Source organism: Pseudomonas sichuanensis (assembly GCF_003231305.1).
GTDB classification, from domain to species: Bacteria; Pseudomonadota; Gammaproteobacteria; order Pseudomonadales; family Pseudomonadaceae; genus Aquipseudomonas; species Aquipseudomonas sichuanensis.
Genome location: NZ_QKVM01000043.1, coordinates 41,217 through 56,449 on the forward strand (window position 1 = coordinate 41,217; position 15,233 = coordinate 56,449).

Annotated in this window: 14 protein-coding genes; 5 read left to right on the forward strand and 9 right to left on the reverse strand. The window is 64.2% G+C overall.

Annotation, left to right across the window (positions count from 1 at the left end; translation table 11 throughout):
* Window positions 1-10: 10 nt before the first annotated feature.
* Both DM373_RS20455 and DM373_RS20460 read left to right on the forward strand, forming a co-directional pair.
* Complete coding sequence (locus tag DM373_RS20455) at window positions 11-673, forward strand: histidine phosphatase family protein (RefSeq protein WP_110995296.1); 663 nt, start codon at window positions 11-13, stop codon at window positions 671-673.
* A gap of 46 nt (window positions 674-719) precedes the next feature.
* Window positions 720-1,913, forward strand: a complete 1,194-nt coding sequence (locus DM373_RS20460) for a D-amino acid dehydrogenase (RefSeq protein ID WP_110995297.1) — start codon at window positions 720-722, stop codon at window positions 1,911-1,913.
* Window positions 1,914-1,982: 69 nt separating this feature from the next.
* On the opposite strand, the gene DM373_RS20465 is transcribed toward DM373_RS20460, so the two are convergent.
* The 6 genes from DM373_RS20465 to DM373_RS20500 all read right to left on the reverse strand — a co-directional run bounded on the left by DM373_RS20465 (window position 1,983) and on the right by DM373_RS20500 (window position 8,361).
* Window positions 1,983-2,840, reverse strand: a complete 858-nt coding sequence (locus DM373_RS20465; protein ID WP_110995298.1) for a halovibrin HvnA — start codon at window positions 2,838-2,840, stop codon at window positions 1,983-1,985.
* Between the two features lie 352 nt (window positions 2,841-3,192).
* Window positions 3,193-3,921 carry an aspartate/glutamate racemase family protein gene (locus DM373_RS20470; RefSeq protein ID WP_110995299.1) on the reverse strand — a complete coding sequence of 243 codons (729 nt, stop codon included), beginning with the start codon at window positions 3,919-3,921 and terminating at the stop codon, window positions 3,193-3,195.
* A 17-nt stretch (window positions 3,922-3,938) separates the two neighbouring features.
* The gene (locus DM373_RS20475) at window positions 3,939-5,474 is read right to left on the reverse strand and encodes an NCS1 family nucleobase:cation symporter-1 (protein ID WP_110995300.1); all 1,536 of its coding nucleotides are present in this window, start codon (window positions 5,472-5,474) and stop codon (window positions 3,939-3,941) included.
* Between the two features lie 946 nt (window positions 5,475-6,420).
* Complete coding sequence (locus DM373_RS20490; RefSeq protein ID WP_110995301.1) at window positions 6,421-6,690, reverse strand: DUF3077 domain-containing protein; 270 nt, start codon at window positions 6,688-6,690, stop codon at window positions 6,421-6,423.
* 170 nt (window positions 6,691-6,860) lie between these two features.
* Window positions 6,861-7,109 carry a hypothetical protein gene (locus DM373_RS20495; RefSeq protein ID WP_110995302.1) on the reverse strand — a complete coding sequence of 83 codons (249 nt, stop codon included), beginning with the start codon at window positions 7,107-7,109 and terminating at the stop codon, window positions 6,861-6,863.
* Window positions 7,110-7,923: 814 nt separating this feature from the next.
* Window positions 7,924-8,361, reverse strand: a complete 438-nt coding sequence (locus DM373_RS20500) for an Lrp/AsnC family transcriptional regulator (RefSeq protein WP_110995303.1) — start codon at window positions 8,359-8,361, stop codon at window positions 7,924-7,926.
* A 133-nt stretch (window positions 8,362-8,494) separates the two neighbouring features.
* On the opposite strand from DM373_RS20500, the gene DM373_RS20505 reads away from it, so the two are divergent.
* Window positions 8,495-9,397: a DMT family transporter gene (locus tag DM373_RS20505; protein WP_110995304.1), complete on the forward strand. Its 903-nt coding sequence runs from the start codon at window positions 8,495-8,497 to the stop codon at window positions 9,395-9,397.
* A 12-nt stretch (window positions 9,398-9,409) separates the two neighbouring features.
* Here the strand turns inward: DM373_RS20505 and DM373_RS20510 are convergent, their stop codons facing one another.
* Both DM373_RS20510 and DM373_RS20515 read right to left on the reverse strand, forming a co-directional pair.
* On the reverse strand, window positions 9,410-10,141 hold the full coding sequence (locus tag DM373_RS20510; RefSeq protein WP_110995305.1) for a TorF family putative porin: 732 nt from the start codon (window positions 10,139-10,141) through the stop codon (window positions 9,410-9,412).
* Window positions 10,142-10,227: 86 nt separating this feature from the next.
* A complete protein-coding gene (locus DM373_RS20515) occupies window positions 10,228-11,973 on the reverse strand; it encodes an amidohydrolase (protein ID WP_110995306.1) in 1,746 nt (581 codons plus the stop codon).
* 105 nt (window positions 11,974-12,078) lie between these two features.
* On the opposite strand from DM373_RS20515, the gene DM373_RS20520 reads away from it, so the two are divergent.
* Both DM373_RS20520 and DM373_RS20525 read left to right on the forward strand, forming a co-directional pair.
* Window positions 12,079-12,996 carry a LysR family transcriptional regulator gene (locus tag DM373_RS20520; RefSeq protein WP_110995307.1) on the forward strand — a complete coding sequence of 306 codons (918 nt, stop codon included), beginning with the start codon at window positions 12,079-12,081 and terminating at the stop codon, window positions 12,994-12,996.
* A 70-nt stretch (window positions 12,997-13,066) separates the two neighbouring features.
* Window positions 13,067-13,993, forward strand: coding sequence for a class I SAM-dependent methyltransferase (locus tag DM373_RS20525; protein ID WP_110995310.1), 927 nt, complete (start codon window positions 13,067-13,069; stop codon window positions 13,991-13,993).
* Between the two features lie 123 nt (window positions 13,994-14,116).
* On the opposite strand, the gene DM373_RS20530 is transcribed toward DM373_RS20525, so the two are convergent.
* Complete coding sequence (locus tag DM373_RS20530) at window positions 14,117-15,118, reverse strand: sulfate ABC transporter substrate-binding protein (protein ID WP_110995308.1); 1,002 nt, start codon at window positions 15,116-15,118, stop codon at window positions 14,117-14,119.
* Window positions 15,119-15,233: the final 115 nt, after the last annotated feature.

Below are 15,233 nucleotides of genomic sequence, written 5' to 3' on the forward strand. Positions count from 1 at the left end.
CCTGCCGTAGATGAAACTGCCCCCCTTCGTTCGCCGTCGTCGTCACCTGCTGTTGAGCCTGATGCTCACCGCTGCGGCCGTGCCCCTGGCAATGGATGTGGTCGAAAGCCGGGCGCAACCGGTGGATGGCACCCTGACTCTGGTGTTCCTGCGCCACGCCGAGAAGCCTGGCGAAGGCTTGGGCCAGTTGAACTGCCAGGGGCTCAACCGTGCCATCGACCTGGCCACCTTGCTGCCGGAGCGTTTCGGCAAGGCCGACTACGTGTTCGCCGCCAACCCCTCGCGGCATGTCGAGGAGGGTAGCCAGGACCAGAGCTACAGCTATATCCGCCCACTGATGACCATCACCCCCAGTGCCATTCGCCTGGGCCTGCCGGTGAACATCGACTACGGCGCCAACGACACCGATGGCCTGGCCAGGGAACTGCTGCGCGACAAGTATCGCAATGCCACGGTCTATACCGCCTGGTCCCATGGTTACCTGCCGGAACTGATCAATGCCGTGGCCGGAAAGGCCCTGGGTGAGGATCGGGTGATCACCCAGGACTGGAGCGGTGACGACTTCGACACCTTGTATGTGCTCACCCTGACCTGGCATGACGGCAAGGCCAGCCTGCTCAGCCGTAATGTGCGCCAGGGCCTCGACAACGGTGCGTCTGGCTGCCCGACCTGAGCTGCTGTTACTGTCTTGCGCTGAACCCATGCACAGGGATGTACGGATGAGCCAGCGGGTAACTGTGATCGGAGGAGGGGTGGTCGGCCTGGCGACCGCCTATGCACTGGTGCGCGAGGGGTACTCGGTCGACCTGGTCGAAGCCCGTGACAGCCTGGCCAGTGCCACCAGTTTTGCCAATGGCGGGCAGCTGTCGTACCGCTATGTGGCGCCGCTGGCCGATGCCGGGGTGCCCTGGCAGGCGCTTGGCTGGCTGTTGCGGGGCGATTCGCCCTTACGCTTGCGCCTGCGCCTGGACCCGGCCCAGTGGCGCTGGCTGGCGGCCTTCGTCATGGCCTGCCGCACAGGGGTCAATCGGCGCAATGCGGCCCAGTTGCTGAGCTTGGCCCTTGAGAGCCAGGCGGCGCTGGCGCGTTGGCGCGAGGAGGACGGCCTGACGGATTTTGCCTGGCGGCGCAACGGCAAACTGGTGGCCTTTCGCACCCGGCAGGCTTTCGCCCTTGGGCGCGAACAGTTGCTCGACCCACTCAATCAGCAGGTACTGGATGCCGGGCAATTGCGTCTGCTCGACCCGGCGTTGGCCGAGGCGCCTTTTATCGGCGGTGTGTTCACCCCGGACGAGGAAGTCGCCGATTGTCACCGCTTCTGCCTGCGTCTGGCCGAGCGGCTGCAAGCGTCGGGGCATTGCCGGCTGCACCTGGGCCAGGCGGTGACTCGGCTGATACGGCGCAAGGACGAAGTGGTGGCGCTGGCGCTTGCTGATCGTCAGTTGGACGTACAGCGCCTGGTGCTGTGCGCCGGGCACCGCAGCGTCAGCCTGGCATTGCCCGGCCTGAACCTGCCGGTTTATCCACTCAAGGGTTACAGCCTGACCGCACCTGTCACCGAGGCGCATCGGGCGCCTGACGTGAGCCTGACCGACTACGAGCGCAAGATCGTCTATGCGCGGCTGGGCCAGCAGCTTCGGGTGGCGGCGATGGTGGACATCGTCGGCTACGACGAAACGGTGGACGCTGGCAGGCTGCGCAGCATGCGCCGTCTGGCGGGGGAGACGCTGCCCGGGGCGGCCGATTATGGCCAGGCGGTGGAGTGGGCGGGGATGCGGCCGGCGACGCCGACCGGGGTGCCGATCATCGGGGCGACGGCGTACCGCAACCTGTGGTTGAACCTGGGGCATGGGGCGTTGGGGTTCACCTTGGCCTGTGGCAGTGCAGAGCGGTTGGTCAGGAAGATGGGGTGACCAACCGCACCGTCGTTGGACGCGCTCCAATAGGGGCGGTTTAGCACTTGGAGAGCAAGCGGGGCAGGCCTATTGATCAGCCTCCAGATAAGCGAACGTGGCGGTTTCCGAGGGCGTTGTTGGCAATCGGAGTTGAATCAGAGGGACGATGATTCCGGTCTTGGTCCGGTATTTCTCTTTGTCCTTTTTGGCAAGGGTCAAGCTTACGCTGTCCATGTAGAAGAACGCCTGGATAGGTACTTGGGCATCGGCATCGTCTGACCAGGCTTGCACCACCAACTCATTCCATACAGTGAAGTAACCTGTATCGAGTCGTTTCGAGCGCATCCCTTCATTGAAATTCTGCACAGCGTACTGGTTCAGTTCGTCGCGTACGTCCCATCCGCATGTCCTTCCCCAGCCGGTAGTCGGTGGATATTTGGCAACGTATTGTTCCGCAGTGTAGATACCCAGGCGATCGCACTTGTCTGACTCGGGAATGCCTGGGTAGGCGCCGCAGCGGTGTTCTGCGCGATTGTCGCTTCCGCCATCGATGGGAAAGAAGCACAGGATTGGCAGTTTAAGCTTCCCGGCTGGGGTTTCGAAGATCGGATAGAAAACCAAGCCATTTTTTGCACTCCAGAATCGATCGAAATTGTTGTCCCTGCGCAGATAGGAAAACGAGACGCTCCCTTGCCTGTGCGACCCGGGGCTGGGGTCCCATGAGTCGTAGGCATCTGAATACACCGTTGAACGCAGGATGACGCCGGAGCAGAGAAATGCGGGTGCGCTGCCACTGCCACAATTGCTGACCGTACTCAGGTAGCGCGCATTGAGTGCTGCGGCGACTTCTGGGCCGCTTTGGGTTTTGGTGGATATCGTGGGGTGTTCTGCACATCCCCACATCGTCAATGCGAAGAACATCAGCAAGGTAATGAGCCGTTTCATGGTTCAAGCCTCTAACAGGCACATGAGTGCATCATGGTCGAGCGCTAGCAGCACGCACTTGGCCCAGGGACATGGCACAAACTTCCCTGATGCAGTCTCATTAAACGGGCGGCTCGTTCAACGGCACAACTGACAGAATTGACAGGTGGGACTTGCGATTGCGAGTAGTGATAATGCTGAAGTTGCGTTTTGCAGGCAGTTCAGCGTAATGCCAAGGTTGCAGATTCATGCCACAACGAGTCTGGGCAGAGCGTTGCGTTGACGGATGCCAGAATCTGGTGCGTCATCTGGCGCCCTGGCAGGAGCCGCAGTAAGCGGCTCGCCAGACTGCTGTCTGTAAGTTGGGGCCGAGTCAACGCCCGAAGCGCATCGGCCAGCCCACCACTTTCTTCGCCCGCGGCGTGGCATAGGTGCGCACCTTGGAGGTGCTCAGGCCCAGGCGCACCAGTGACTCGGCAATGGTCACCGCCGCACTCACGCCATCCACAACCGGCACCCCGGTGCGCTGGCGAATTTCTTCGTCAAGCCCGGCCATGCCGCCACAACCCAGGCAGATCACCTCGGCCTTGTCCTCCTGTACGGCGCGTTCGGCCTGCTCGACGATGGCTTCAACGGCCCGCCTTGGGTCGGCCTCCAGCTCCAGTACCGCCAGCCCGCTGGCACGCACCGAGGCGCAGCGGTCGTACAGGCCCGACAGTTTCAGACGGTCCTCGATCAGCGGCACGGTGCGGTCCAGGGTCGTCACCACGGAGTAGGCGTGGCCCAGGTACATCGCTGTGCTGGCGGCGGCGTCGGTGATGTCCACCACCGGTACGTTGAGCAACTCCTGCAGGCCTTCGCGGCCATGTTCGCCGTAGCCGGCCTGGATGACGGCGTCGTAGGGCTGGTCATAGGCCAGCACCCGGTCCATCACGGCGATGGCGGCCAGGTAACTCTCGAAATTGCCTTCCACCGATTCGGCACCGAACCAGGGCGTCAGGCCGACGATCTCGGTGCCCGGCGCGGCGACGCTGCGCGCCTGCTCGGCGATGGCCTCGGTGATGGCGGCGGTGGTGTTGACGTTGGCGATCAGAATACGCATGACGGATCTCCCTGAATTCAGTGGCTGCTGTGGTCGACGGCGATGCACTCGCCGCTGACGTCGTGGTACTGGACGTGGCGCGGAGCGATCAGCAGGTACAGGGCGGCGGCGATGCCGGCCCCGATCAGCCAGGAGAACGGCGCGACACTGTGGAAGTTAGGCACCAGGGCCAGGACGATGGCCAAGAGCGCGGCGGGGATGAACGCGGCGAGGGCGCGCAGGTTGATGCCCTTGGTGTAGTGGTAGGCGCCGGCGGGGTTCTCGCTGTACAGCTCGGGCACGTTGATGCGGCCCTTACGCAGCAGCCAGTAGTCGGCCATGATCACGCCGTACAGCGGGCCGAGCAGGGCGCCCAGCCCCGACAGGAAGTACACGATCACCAGTGGGCTGTTGTACAGGTTCCACGGCAGGATCAGCACCGCCAGGGTGGCGCTGATCAGGCCGGCACGGCGGAAGTTCAGGTGGCGTGGCGCCAGGTTGCTGAGCACGAAGGCCGGGGCGACGAAGTTGGCCATGATGTTCACTGCCACGGTGACGATCAGGAAGGCCATGCAGCCCAGCACCAGGAACAGGGTGTTGGGGATGCTGGCGACGATCTGCGTCGGGCTGTCGATGATCTGGCCGTTGATCTGGAACTGCGCGCCGCACAACACCACGGTGATGGCGGCGAACACCAGGATGTTCACCGGCAAGCCCCAGAAGTTGCCGACGCGGATGGTCTTGCGGCACGGCGAGCTGCGGGCGAAGTCGCAGAAGTTCAGCACCAGGGTGCCGTAGATCGCCAGCCACAGAGCGCCGCCGGCAAAGATGTTGCGCCACATCTCGTAACCGCTCAGCGGTTCGGCAACCGACCAGGCGATGCGCGCGTCGGCCTTGAAGTACATGAACACCGCCAGGCAGGCCACGGTGAGCAGGATCACCGGGCCGGCGAAGGCTTCGTAGCGGCGCACCATTTCCATGCCGTAGGCGAGGATCACCAGCTGCACCAGCCAGATCGACACGAAGCACACCCAGCCCAGGCTCGACAGGCCGAGGATGCTGTCGTGGTCATAGGCGGCCACTTGCGGCCAGACGGCCGTGAGCAGCACCCGCAGCACCACCGAAGCGAGATAGGTCTGGATACCGAACCAGGCGATGGCGATCACCGCGCGGATCAGCGCCGGGATCTGCGCGCCATGGATGCCGAAGGCGATGCGGCTGATCACCGGGAACGGCACACCGGTTTTCTGCCCCATGTAGCCGGACAGGTTCATGAAGAAGTACACCAGCGCCGCGCCGATCGCCAGCGACAGGAGGATCTGCCAGCCGCCCAGGCCAAGGGCGAACAGCCCCATGGCGAAGGAGTAGTTGGCGATGTTGTGCACGTCGTTGGTCCACAGCGCGAAGATGCTGTAGCCGCCCCAGCGCCGGCCTTCGGCTTTGGTCGGGGCGAGATCGCGGTTATGCAGGCGCGGGCTCAGTTCGAGGTCGGCCGGGTGGCCTTCGAGGGTGGTTGAGGCGGGGCTGGTGCTGGCAACGGAAAGTTCAGGGGCAAGGGGGAGGCTGCTACTCATTCCGGCGGCTCCTGATGCGTGTGACTGCGATGAGCGGGCGCTGGCGCACGGGCTCGCCATCTCGTCGGTGCAGGCGTTGGCATCACTGGGTTCTGGGCGCGGCGGTCGCGGTTCGGGGCGACGCTGCGGGTTCTTGTGTATTTATGTTTTGTTTAACTTGTATACAAAACACGAACACACAAAAGCCAGTTCTATGCCAGGGTGAATCCAAGTTTCAGGTGGCCATCATTTTGAATTTGGCTAGTCGAAGTATAAGTAGCTGAAAGTAAGGATTTATAAGTTGACCGAATGAACAGTTTAAATTTTTCGAGATGCGAATTAGTTGATCAATTGGTCAAAATTAGTTGGCCCTAGTGTGTAACCTAATGGGGCGCTGCTTCGCAAAAGTGCACACAAAAATGGCACTTAAGGTGACATTTGTGTGTACAAAAAATCGCCAGGGCGTGTGTGCAGGACTTTCGCCGGCAAGCTAGCTCATTCGGCGCGCACAGCGATGCCGCGTCGTACCAACAAGGCAGACCAGGTGATGGCACAGGAAAGACTGGCCCGAAACAAATGTGGGAGCGGGTTTACCCGCGAAGCGCCGCGCGGGCGGCGCTCGATCTCATAGGCGCTGCAGAAACTTCGGCGAGCACCTAGTGGCCCATATGCGATTTCAAGACAGGCCCCTGGGCGTCACACCGCCGGCCTTGGGTATTCAGGATCGGGTAACGGCCACCAGGCGCATGGCGGGAGATTGGGTGAAGGCCAGCAGGTGCCTGGCGATGCTTTTGTAGCGCCTATGAGATCGAGCGCCGCCCGCGCGGCGCTTCGCGGGTAAACCCGCTCCCACATCTGTTTCGGGCCAGTCATTCCTGTGAGGTCACCGCTGTCCGCCTTGTTGGCATGACGCGATATTGCGGTGCGCGCTGATACCGATGCGCCTGTCTCACGGGCAATCCACCCCTCAGTGCTTCATCCCCAGCTCCGCATCATCCATCAGTGCCTTGGCCAGCGCGCTCAGGTAATACGACGCCCAGAGCAGTTGCGGTTTTTCCTCCATGATCCCGGTGATGGTCAGGTCGCGCACGCAGCCCATCAGTTCCGAGGCCTGGTCGCGCGCGTGCTGGCAGGGGATGCCGGGTTCGATACAGAACAGCGGGGCGGTCATGCCTTCGCCTTGGTAGAACTTGGTCTTGCCCGCAGTGGTGCGGGGCGTGGTGTCGTCTGTGTTCATTGCTCACTCTCCCTGAAATGATCGATGCCTGGGCGGGCCCCATCGCGGGTCAAGCCCGCTCCCACGGATGCAGGCATAACCCTGCGGGCTGGGGGTGGCGTGGGAGCGGCGGTGCGCCGATGCGACTTGCCCCGCGATAGCGCCAGCCCAGGCGACACATGACCAACGGCCTAGTGGAACGCCCGGCGCTCCATCTGCGGCATCTGCACCTGAATCAATGCCGACTCGAGCAGCACCCGTAGCGCCTCGATCTCATGCATCAACGCCATGATCAGAATCGACGCGGGGGACTTGGGCTGCTGGACCGAAATGGCCTGATGCGCCACGGCCTGAGCGCACAGGGCGTACTCCGTGGCCTGGATCAGGGTGTCTTCGAGGGAGTGATGGTTGTGGGGTGGATCGGGGACGATCTTTAACATTTGAGCTCCTATATCTCTAAAGGAGCCACCACCTGCCCGCTGTCAAACAGAAGGGTGGCAGCTGTACGTGGGTTGACAGACCGGCGGACATAGGAAGTTCCGGCGCACGCAAGCGTGCCCGCACGTACAGCTGCCATTGAGGCGCTGCATACCTAAGTACCGTCGCGGCCTGTCAAAGCCGATCGCCGAATTCAGCGACTCGCCGAGACTAGGGTGATGCCAAAGCGACCGCAACGGAAAAAAGGCGGCAACAGTATGTTTGGGAAATGGACTACAAGTAAGGGCTTTAATCTGATTTTTCGTGAAAGTTGGCGAAGTCAGGAGTTGCACACGTTGCATGGATATTGGCCGGTCTTCGTAGGCGCATTTCAGCGCGCACAGAGATATAGCGCCATGCCAACAAGGCGGACAGCGGTGACCTCACAGGAATGACTGGCCCGAAACAGATGTAGGAGCGGCCTTGCGCCGCGATGCGCCGCGCGGGCGGCGCTCGATCTTGTAGGCGCTACAAAATCATCGCCAGGCACCTGGTGGCCTTCACCCAATCTCCCGGCAGGCATCTGGTGGCCGTTACCCGATCCTGACTACCCAGGGCCAACGGTGTGACGCCTAAGGGCCTGTCTTGAAATCGCATGTGGGCCACCAGGTGCCCGCCGATGTTCCTTCAGCGCCTATCAGATCGAGCGCCGCCCGCGCGGCGCATCGCGGCGCAAGGCCGCTCCTACATCTGTTTCGGGCCGTTAAGCCTGGGCCATCACCGCTGTCCGCCTTGGTGCATGTCTCAAGCCCTGCGCAGCGGCTGCGGCGCCAGCCGTCACGCCATCGGCGGCAGCCTGCGCTTCACCGGGGTCTTCTTGATGATCGCGGTATTGGTCTCGGCCAGCACATTGAGCCGGTCGAGCAGGGTATCCAGCTGCTCCATCGAGCGCACATGCAGCCGGGCGATGAAGCAGTCCTCCCCCGTAACCTTGTCGCATTCGGTGAACTCGGGGATGGCGACAATCTGCCGTTCCACTTCCTGCAACTGCCCAGGCAGTGGGCGCACGCGCACGATGGCCTGCAACTGGTAACCAAAGCAGCGTGGGTCCACCTCCACCGTATAGCCACGCAGCACGCCACGTTCCTCCAGGCGGCGCAGGCGCTCGCTGACGCTGGGCGCCGACAGCCCGCTGATCTGCGCCAGGGCCTTGAGCGAGCGGCGAGAGTCCTCCATCAAGGCATTGATCAATAGCTGGTCGATGTCGTCAGTCATGGCTACCTCGTTAGGCAATACGGGTGATTGGCCTTGATAGTAAAGGCGAACTGGTGAATTTGCCTTCGCTATCCGCTGGAAGGCCCAGCAGCACCCCGCGCATACTGTGGCCATCGTGTACAGGAGGTGTGAGATGGACAATTCGCTGCGTCGCGGCTCCCTGGAAATGGTCGCCGCCATGCTGATCTCCGGGACCATCGGCTGGTTCGTGCTGGTGTCCGGGCAACCGGTGCTGGAAGTGGTGTTCTGGCGCTGCGTGTTCGGCGCCGGCACCTTGCTGCTGATCTGCGCGGCCATGGGCTTTCTCAAGCCCGGCGTGCTGACCCGCGCCACCTTCCTGCTGGCGGTGGCCAGCGGGGTGGCGATCGTCGGCAACTGGGTGCTGCTGTTCGCCTCTTACTCGCGGGCATCGATCGCCATCGGCACGGCGGTGTACAACGTTCAGCCGTTCATGCTGGTGGGGCTGGCGGCGCTGTTTCTCGGCGAGAAGATCACCCTGGCCAAGCTGACCTGGCTGGGCGTGGCCTTTGTCGGCATGCTGGCCATCGTCAGCGCCCATGGCGCCGGGCAAGCCAGCGGCAGCGAGTACTTGCTGGGCATCGGCCTGGCGCTGGGGGCCGCGTTCCTTTATGCGCTGGCGGCTCTGATCATCAAGCGCCTGACCGGCACGCCGCCGCACCTGATCGCGCTGATCCAGGTGAGCACCGGGGTGTTGCTGCTGGCGCCGTGGGTGAAGCTCGGCGGCCTGCCGGGTGAGTGGCCGGCATTGGGCAGCCTGGTGACCCTGGGCATCGTCCATACCGGGCTGATGTACGTGCTGCTGTACAGCGCCATCCAGCGCCTGCCCACCGCGCTGACCGGCGCACTGTCGTTCATCTACCCGATCGCGGCGATCCTGGTGGACTGGGTGGCCTTCGGGCATCGACTGGTGCCGTTGCAATGGCTGGGGGTGGGCCTGATCCTGTTGGCGGCGGCGGGCATGCAGCAGGGCTGGTGGTTGCGCCCGGCGCGCGCCAAGGGCGTGGCCAGGCCTTAGCAGCGGGCCGCTTCAGAACTTCCTGGCGACGCTGGCTACCAGCGTCGCCGAACAGACATCGTCGAAGCCATAGCTGCTGGCGCATTCGGCTTGCGACAGGTCGGTGTCGACATAGGCCAGGCTCCAGTCGACCCCGGCGAAGGCGCGGGTCAGCTTCACTTCCCATTCGCGGTAGCTGTCGGCCGTGCGCTCGCTGGCCGAGATGAACATCGGGTCCTTGAAGTCCATGCGCCCGTAGCGCAGCTGCAAGCCTACCTCCAGTGGCAGTTGAGCTTCGTAGCCGACATAGGTGTAGAGGGTGTCCTGGTCCTCGCCGAACAGGTTGCCGGCGTTGTCGGAATAATTGGCGGCCAGCTTGAAGCCGTAGGCCGTCAGCGCGGCGTAGTACTCGCTCTGGTTGTACAGGCTCGACTTGGGGTAGGTGTACTTCAGGTAGCCCAGGTCCAGGCTCACCTCATCGCTGGCCTGCCAGTACCAGCCGGCGTAGTAGTCCACCTCCTGGCGCGTCTTGGAGCCGAAGCCGAAGTCGACATTGGAGGTCCAGGCGCCGAGGTACAGGCCGCTGGCGTGCTGCAAGGTGGCGCCGAACTGGGCGGCGGGGTCGTTCTGGGTCTGCGAGATGCCGCGGTTGCGGTAGTCGCTGTGCAGGGCGAGGTCGAACTCCAGGCTGAAGTCGTCGTTCAGTGGCACGGCCTGGCAGGCGAGGGGGGCCAGGGTGAGGGCGAGCAGGGTGAGGCGGCGCATGGCGATACCTGTTGTTGTGATTGTCGGTAGATGCGGGGCACGGCTGGGCCAGGCCCCCGCCGGGAGCCGGGCAGGGGGCGACGGGGTCAGAGGTCGGCTTTGTACACTTCGCGGCCGCCGAACCAGGTCTGCAGCACGCGGGTGTCGGCCAGGTCCTGATCGGCGACGCTGAGCACGTCGCGGTCGAGGATGATGAAGTCGGCCTGTTTGCCGGGGGTCAGCGAGCCGATCTGCCGGTCCAGGCCGATGGCCTTGGCCGCGTTGAGGGTGTAGGCCTGCAACAGGGTCTGGCGGTCGATGCGCTCGGCGGCGTTGAGCACGCCCTTGGGGCCTTCGCGGGTGATGGCCTGGTGGATCGCCAGCCACGGGTTGGGCGAAGACACCGACCAGTCGCTGGCGCCGGCGATGGTGGCACCATGGCTGAGCAGCGAATGGGCCGGGTACTGGTAGGGGTAGATCGCGCTGCTGACATAGGGTTTGACCATGTCCACGGTGTACTCGTCGGCCGAGGCCCACAGCAGTTGCATCGAGGCGATCACGTCCAGCGGTTTGAGGCGGGCGAACTCGGCGGGGTTGACCAGTTGCAGGTGGGTCAGCGAATGGGTGACGCCGCTGTGGCGGTCCTTGCGCGCCTGTGCGATGCCGTTGAGCGACTCGCGCACCGCGCGGTCGCCGATGGCGTGGATGTGCACCAGCCAGCCGCGGGCGTCGGCGGCGCTGACCAGTTCGCCGAAGTGCGCCGGGTCGATCAGCAGCTCGCCGTTGCCGTGGGTGTTGCGGTAGGGCTCGAGCATGGCTGCGCTCTGCGCCGGGTACTCGACCACGCCGTCGGCGAAGATCTTGATCCCCGGCAGGGTGAGGTTGGGGATGCCCTGGAACTGCTGGCGCACCTTGTCCAGGGTATCGAGGTCGGCCGGGGTGCTTTTCGGGTTGGCCACCAGCAGGGCGGCGACGTGGGCGTTCAGACCGCCCTGGGCGGCCAGCGCCTTGTAGGCCGGCAATACGCCAACCGATTTCTCCGTGGGTTTGAGGCTGAACAGCGACTCGCCCGGGGCGGCGTTGGCGGCCGGGTCCATCCAGGCGGTGATGCCGAAGCTGTTGTTGTACTTCACCGCGGCGTCGGCGGCGTGCAGCAGCGCCTCGGCGCTGTGCGCGGGCATGGCGGCGGCGATGCGGTCCCAGCCGGCGTCCACGGCGAAACCGTTGGGGCTGCCGTCCTTGCGCTTGCCCAAGGTGCCGCGTTCGGCCGCCGGCAGGCTGGCCAGCAGGCGGGCGTCGATCCCCGCGCGTTCGAGCATGGCCTGGTTGGCCCAGGCGGTGTGGTGGTCGCTGCCGATGAACACCACCGGCACGTTCTGCCACTCGCCATGGTTGAAGGTGCGGCCCAGTTCTTCGGCTTTGGCCCAGTAGGTCGAGCTCACTCCGACCACCACCAGTACGTCGCCCAGGCGCGCCCGACCATCGTCGCGCCAGCCGCGCAGGCGTTGTTCGAAGTCTTGGGTGCTGACCCCTTCTTCGCTGTCGAGGTTGGCCGCCGACAGTTCCAGGCCGCCGAAGATGGCGTGGTTGTGGCTGTCGATCATGCCGGGCAGCAGGCGCTTGCCGGCCAGGTCGACGACCTGGGTCGAGGCGTCGGCCAGGGCCTTGATCTCGCTATCGCTGCCCACCTTGAGCACCTTGCCGTCCGCCACGGCCATGGCCTGGGCCGATGGCTGGGCGGGGTCGGCGGTGTACAGCTTGCCGTTGAGCAACACCAGGTCGGCGGCGGCCATGACGTCCAACGAGGCAAAAGCCAGCGCCGCCGCCAGCAGGGTGGGTTTGAAAGCTTTCATCGACGAACCTCTTGTTTTTTTGGGCTTGCCGGCGAGACTAGCCACTGGCTCGGGCCGGCAGAATGCCCGAAACGCGAAAAACGCTTTTGCCTGCCAGGAAAAACCATGGACAAGTTCGCCGCTGTCAGCATGTTCGTCGCCACTGCCGAGCACGGCAGTTTCAGCCGCGCCGCGGAGCAGTTGGGCAAGACCCCGTCGGCGTTGACCAAGGCCGTCAGCCACCTGGAGGCGGAGCTGGGGGTGCGCCTGTTCGAGCGCAGCACCCGGCGCACGGTGCTCACCGAAGCGGGCAGGGTGTACCTGGAGACCGCGCGCCAGGTGTTGATGCGCCTGCACGAGGTGGGTGAGGTGGTGGGGCAGATCCAGCATGGCCTGCACGGCATCCTGCGCCTGACCGCGCCACTGGCCTATGGCCGGGCGTTTCTCGATGAGGTGTGCGCGGGCTTTCTGCGCGAGTACCCGCAGATCCGCCTGCGCGTGGACCTGAGCGACGCCTTCGTCGACCTGGTCGAAAGCGGCTACGACCTGGCCCTGCGCGAGGGCCGGGGCGATTTGCCGGGGTTGATCGGCAAGGCGGTCGGGCGCAACTGCCTGACACTGTGCGCCAGCCCCACGTACCTGGCGCGCAATCCGCTGCCCGTCACCCCGCAGACCCTCGACCGGCACGACTGGCTGTTGTACCGGCATGCCGCCTTGAGCCGGACTTACTGGTGGGTGGAAAAGGACGGCGAACGGCTCAGCCTGCTCCAGCCTGCCAACGCGCGACTGGAAAGCGACAACTACGACCTGCTGCTGGCCAGCGCGCTGGCCGGGGGCGGCTTGTTCCACGTGCCCATGTGGAGCGGCGCGCCGTACCTGGCCGATGGGCGGCTGGTGCAGGTGATGGCGGATTACACAATCGACCCGGACGCCTTCGGCCCGCAGATCCTGGCCGTGTACCCGAGCCACCGTCGGGCCACGGGCAAGGTGCTGGCGTTCATCGACTACCTGGCCGGGTATCTGGACGCGCGCGGCTTGGGCTGAACGTTCGGCATTCGATGGCGGCGCGGGCCCCAGCAGGTAGAATGGCGCTTTTGCCCGACCCATGACCGATATGAGCCCAGCCATCGCCACCCTTGAGCAACACCTGCTCGCCGCCCTCGATCCTGCCCCGACTGAGACCCGCCGTCTGTTCCATGGCCGTGGCCGTTGCTGGCCGGGGCTGGAGCAGATCACCGTCGACTGGCTCGACGGTGTGCTGTCGGTCGCACTGTTCCGTGAGCCACCCGAGGGCCAGCTGGCTGAGCTCGAGGCGATGCTGCGCAGCCTGGCCGAACGCCCGCAGTGGACTGGCCAGGCCATGCTGTTGCAGCACCGCTACCTGCCCGACAGCCCAGGCCAGTGGCTGCTCGGTGAACCCTGCCAGCAGCGCGAAGTCACCGAGGATGGCCTGAAGTACCTGCTCGACCTGGGCGTGCGCCAGAACAACGGCCTGTTCCTCGACATGCGCTACGGCCGGCGCTGGGTGCGCGAGCAGGCGGCGGGCAAGCGGGTGCTCAACCTGTTCGCCTATACCTGCGGGTTTTCGGTGGCGGCGATCGCCGGTGGCGCCGAGCAGGTGGTCAACCTGGACATGGCCAAGTCGGCGTTGTCCCGTGGCCGTGACAACCACCGCCTCAACGGCCATGACGCCTCGCGCGTGGCGTACCTGGGGCACGAGCTGTTCAAGTCGTGGGGCAAGGTGCGCAAGTACGGGCCGTACGATCTGATCATCATCGACCCGCCAACCTTTCAGCGCGGCAGCTTCGTGCTGACCCAGGACTACGGGAAGATCCTGCGACGCTTGCCAGAGTTGCTGAGCGAGGGTGGGACGGTGTTGGCCTGTGTCAACGACCCGGGGATCGAGTCGCAGTTTCTGATTGACGGCATGGCCGAGCATGCGCCGGGGCTGGCGTTTGTCGAGCGGCTGGAGAACCCGCCGGAGTTTCCCGATGCGGACCCGGAGGGTGGGTTGAAGGCCCTGGTATTCCGCCAGGGGTGATATTGCCTTTGCCGGCCTCTTCGCGGGTAAACCCGCTCCCACAGGATCACCGCAGGCCTGAGTGGTGTGGGGTCCCTGTGGGAGCGGGTTTACCCGCGAAGAGGCCAGCCCTGCTTACATCGATTACTGCTGGTTGGTGTAGATCTGGTCGAACACGCCACCGTCGTTGAAGTGGGTCTTCTGCACGGTGCGCCAGTCACCGAAGGTCTTCTCCACCGACAGGAAGTCCACTTTCGGGAAGCGGTCGGTGTACTTGGTCAGTACCGTGGCGTCACGCGGGCGCAGGTAGTTGTTGGCGGCGATTTCCTGGGCTTCAGGCGACCACAGGTACTTCAGGTATTCCTCGGCCACGGCCTGGGTGCCTTTCTTGGCCACCACCTTGTCGACCACGCTCACCGGCGGCTCGGCTTCGGCCGAGACGCTTGGGTAGACCACTTCGAACTGGTCGCGGCCGAACTCGCGGGCGATCATTTCGGCTTCGTTCTCGAAGGTCACCAGCACGTCGCCGATCTGGTTGGTCATGAAGGTGGTGGTGGCGGCACGGCCACCGGTATCGAGCACCGGCGCCTGCTTGAACAGCTTGCCGACGAAGTCGCGGGCCTTGCTTTCGTCGCCGCCCTGCTTGAGCACATAGCCCCAGGCCGAGAGGTAGGTGTAGCGGCCGTTACCCGAAGTCTTGGGGTTGGGCACGATCACCTGCACGCCGTCCTTGAGCAGGTCGGGCCAGTCTTTCAGCGCTTTCGGGTTGCCCTTGCGCACGATGAACACGGTGGCCGAGGTGAACGGCGCGCTGTTGTTCGGCAGGCGGGTCACCCAGTTGTCCGGCACCAGCTTGCCGTTGTCGGCCAGGGCATTGATGTCGGTGGCCATGTTCATGGTGATGACATCGGCCGGCAGGCCGTCGATCACTGCCCGCGCCTGCTTGCTCGAGCCGCCGAAGGACATCTGCAGGTTGACCTTCTCGTTGTGTTCCTTCTCCCAGTGCTTCTGGAACGCCGGGTTGTAGTCCTTGTAGAAGTCGCGCATCACGTCGTAGGAAACGTTGAGCAGGGTCGGGGCGGCCTGGGCGAGGTTGCCCAGGGCAAGGCCTGCGGCGAGCAGCGAGGCGCTGAAGAGTTTTTTCACGTTGCGTCCTTGTTATTGAAAGGGTGTAGACAGAGTGCCTGCGACTATAGCGGGTGGTTCTGCGAGGGCTAAAGAATAAAAATGACTTTGGTTATGCCGTCGCTTGTACCGGCCC

Excerpts from the sequence above, each read along its gene's own strand:
- DM373_RS20515 (WP_110995306.1), bottom strand. The coding sequence starts at position 11,973 with ATGAAAGCTTTCAAACCCACCCTGCTGGCGGCGGCGCTGGCTTTTGCC.
- DM373_RS20500 (WP_110995303.1), bottom strand. The coding sequence starts at position 8,361 with ATGACTGACGACATCGACCAGCTATTGATCAATGCCTTGATGGAGGAC.
- DM373_RS20475 (WP_110995300.1), bottom strand. The coding sequence starts at position 5,474 with ATGAGTAGCAGCCTCCCCCTTGCCCCTGAACTTTCCGTTGCCAGCACC.
- DM373_RS20460 (WP_110995297.1), top strand. The coding sequence starts at position 720 with ATGAGCCAGCGGGTAACTGTGATCGGAGGAGGGGTGGTCGGCCTGGCG.
- DM373_RS20455 (WP_110995296.1), top strand. The coding sequence starts at position 11 with ATGAAACTGCCCCCCTTCGTTCGCCGTCGTCGTCACCTGCTGTTGAGC.
- DM373_RS20495 (WP_110995302.1), bottom strand. The coding sequence starts at position 7,109 with ATGTTAAAGATCGTCCCCGATCCACCCCACAACCATCACTCCCTCGAA.
- DM373_RS20505 (WP_110995304.1), top strand. The coding sequence starts at position 8,495 with ATGGACAATTCGCTGCGTCGCGGCTCCCTGGAAATGGTCGCCGCCATG.
- DM373_RS20465 (WP_110995298.1), bottom strand. The coding sequence starts at position 2,840 with ATGAAACGGCTCATTACCTTGCTGATGTTCTTCGCATTGACGATGTGG.
- DM373_RS20490 (WP_110995301.1), bottom strand. The coding sequence starts at position 6,690 with ATGAACACAGACGACACCACGCCCCGCACCACTGCGGGCAAGACCAAG.
- DM373_RS20525 (WP_110995310.1), top strand. The coding sequence starts at position 13,067 with ATGAGCCCAGCCATCGCCACCCTTGAGCAACACCTGCTCGCCGCCCTC.
- DM373_RS20470 (WP_110995299.1), bottom strand. The coding sequence starts at position 3,921 with ATGCGTATTCTGATCGCCAACGTCAACACCACCGCCGCCATCACCGAG.
- DM373_RS20520 (WP_110995307.1), top strand. The coding sequence starts at position 12,079 with ATGGACAAGTTCGCCGCTGTCAGCATGTTCGTCGCCACTGCCGAGCAC.
- DM373_RS20510 (WP_110995305.1), bottom strand. The coding sequence starts at position 10,141 with ATGCGCCGCCTCACCCTGCTCGCCCTCACCCTGGCCCCCCTCGCCTGC.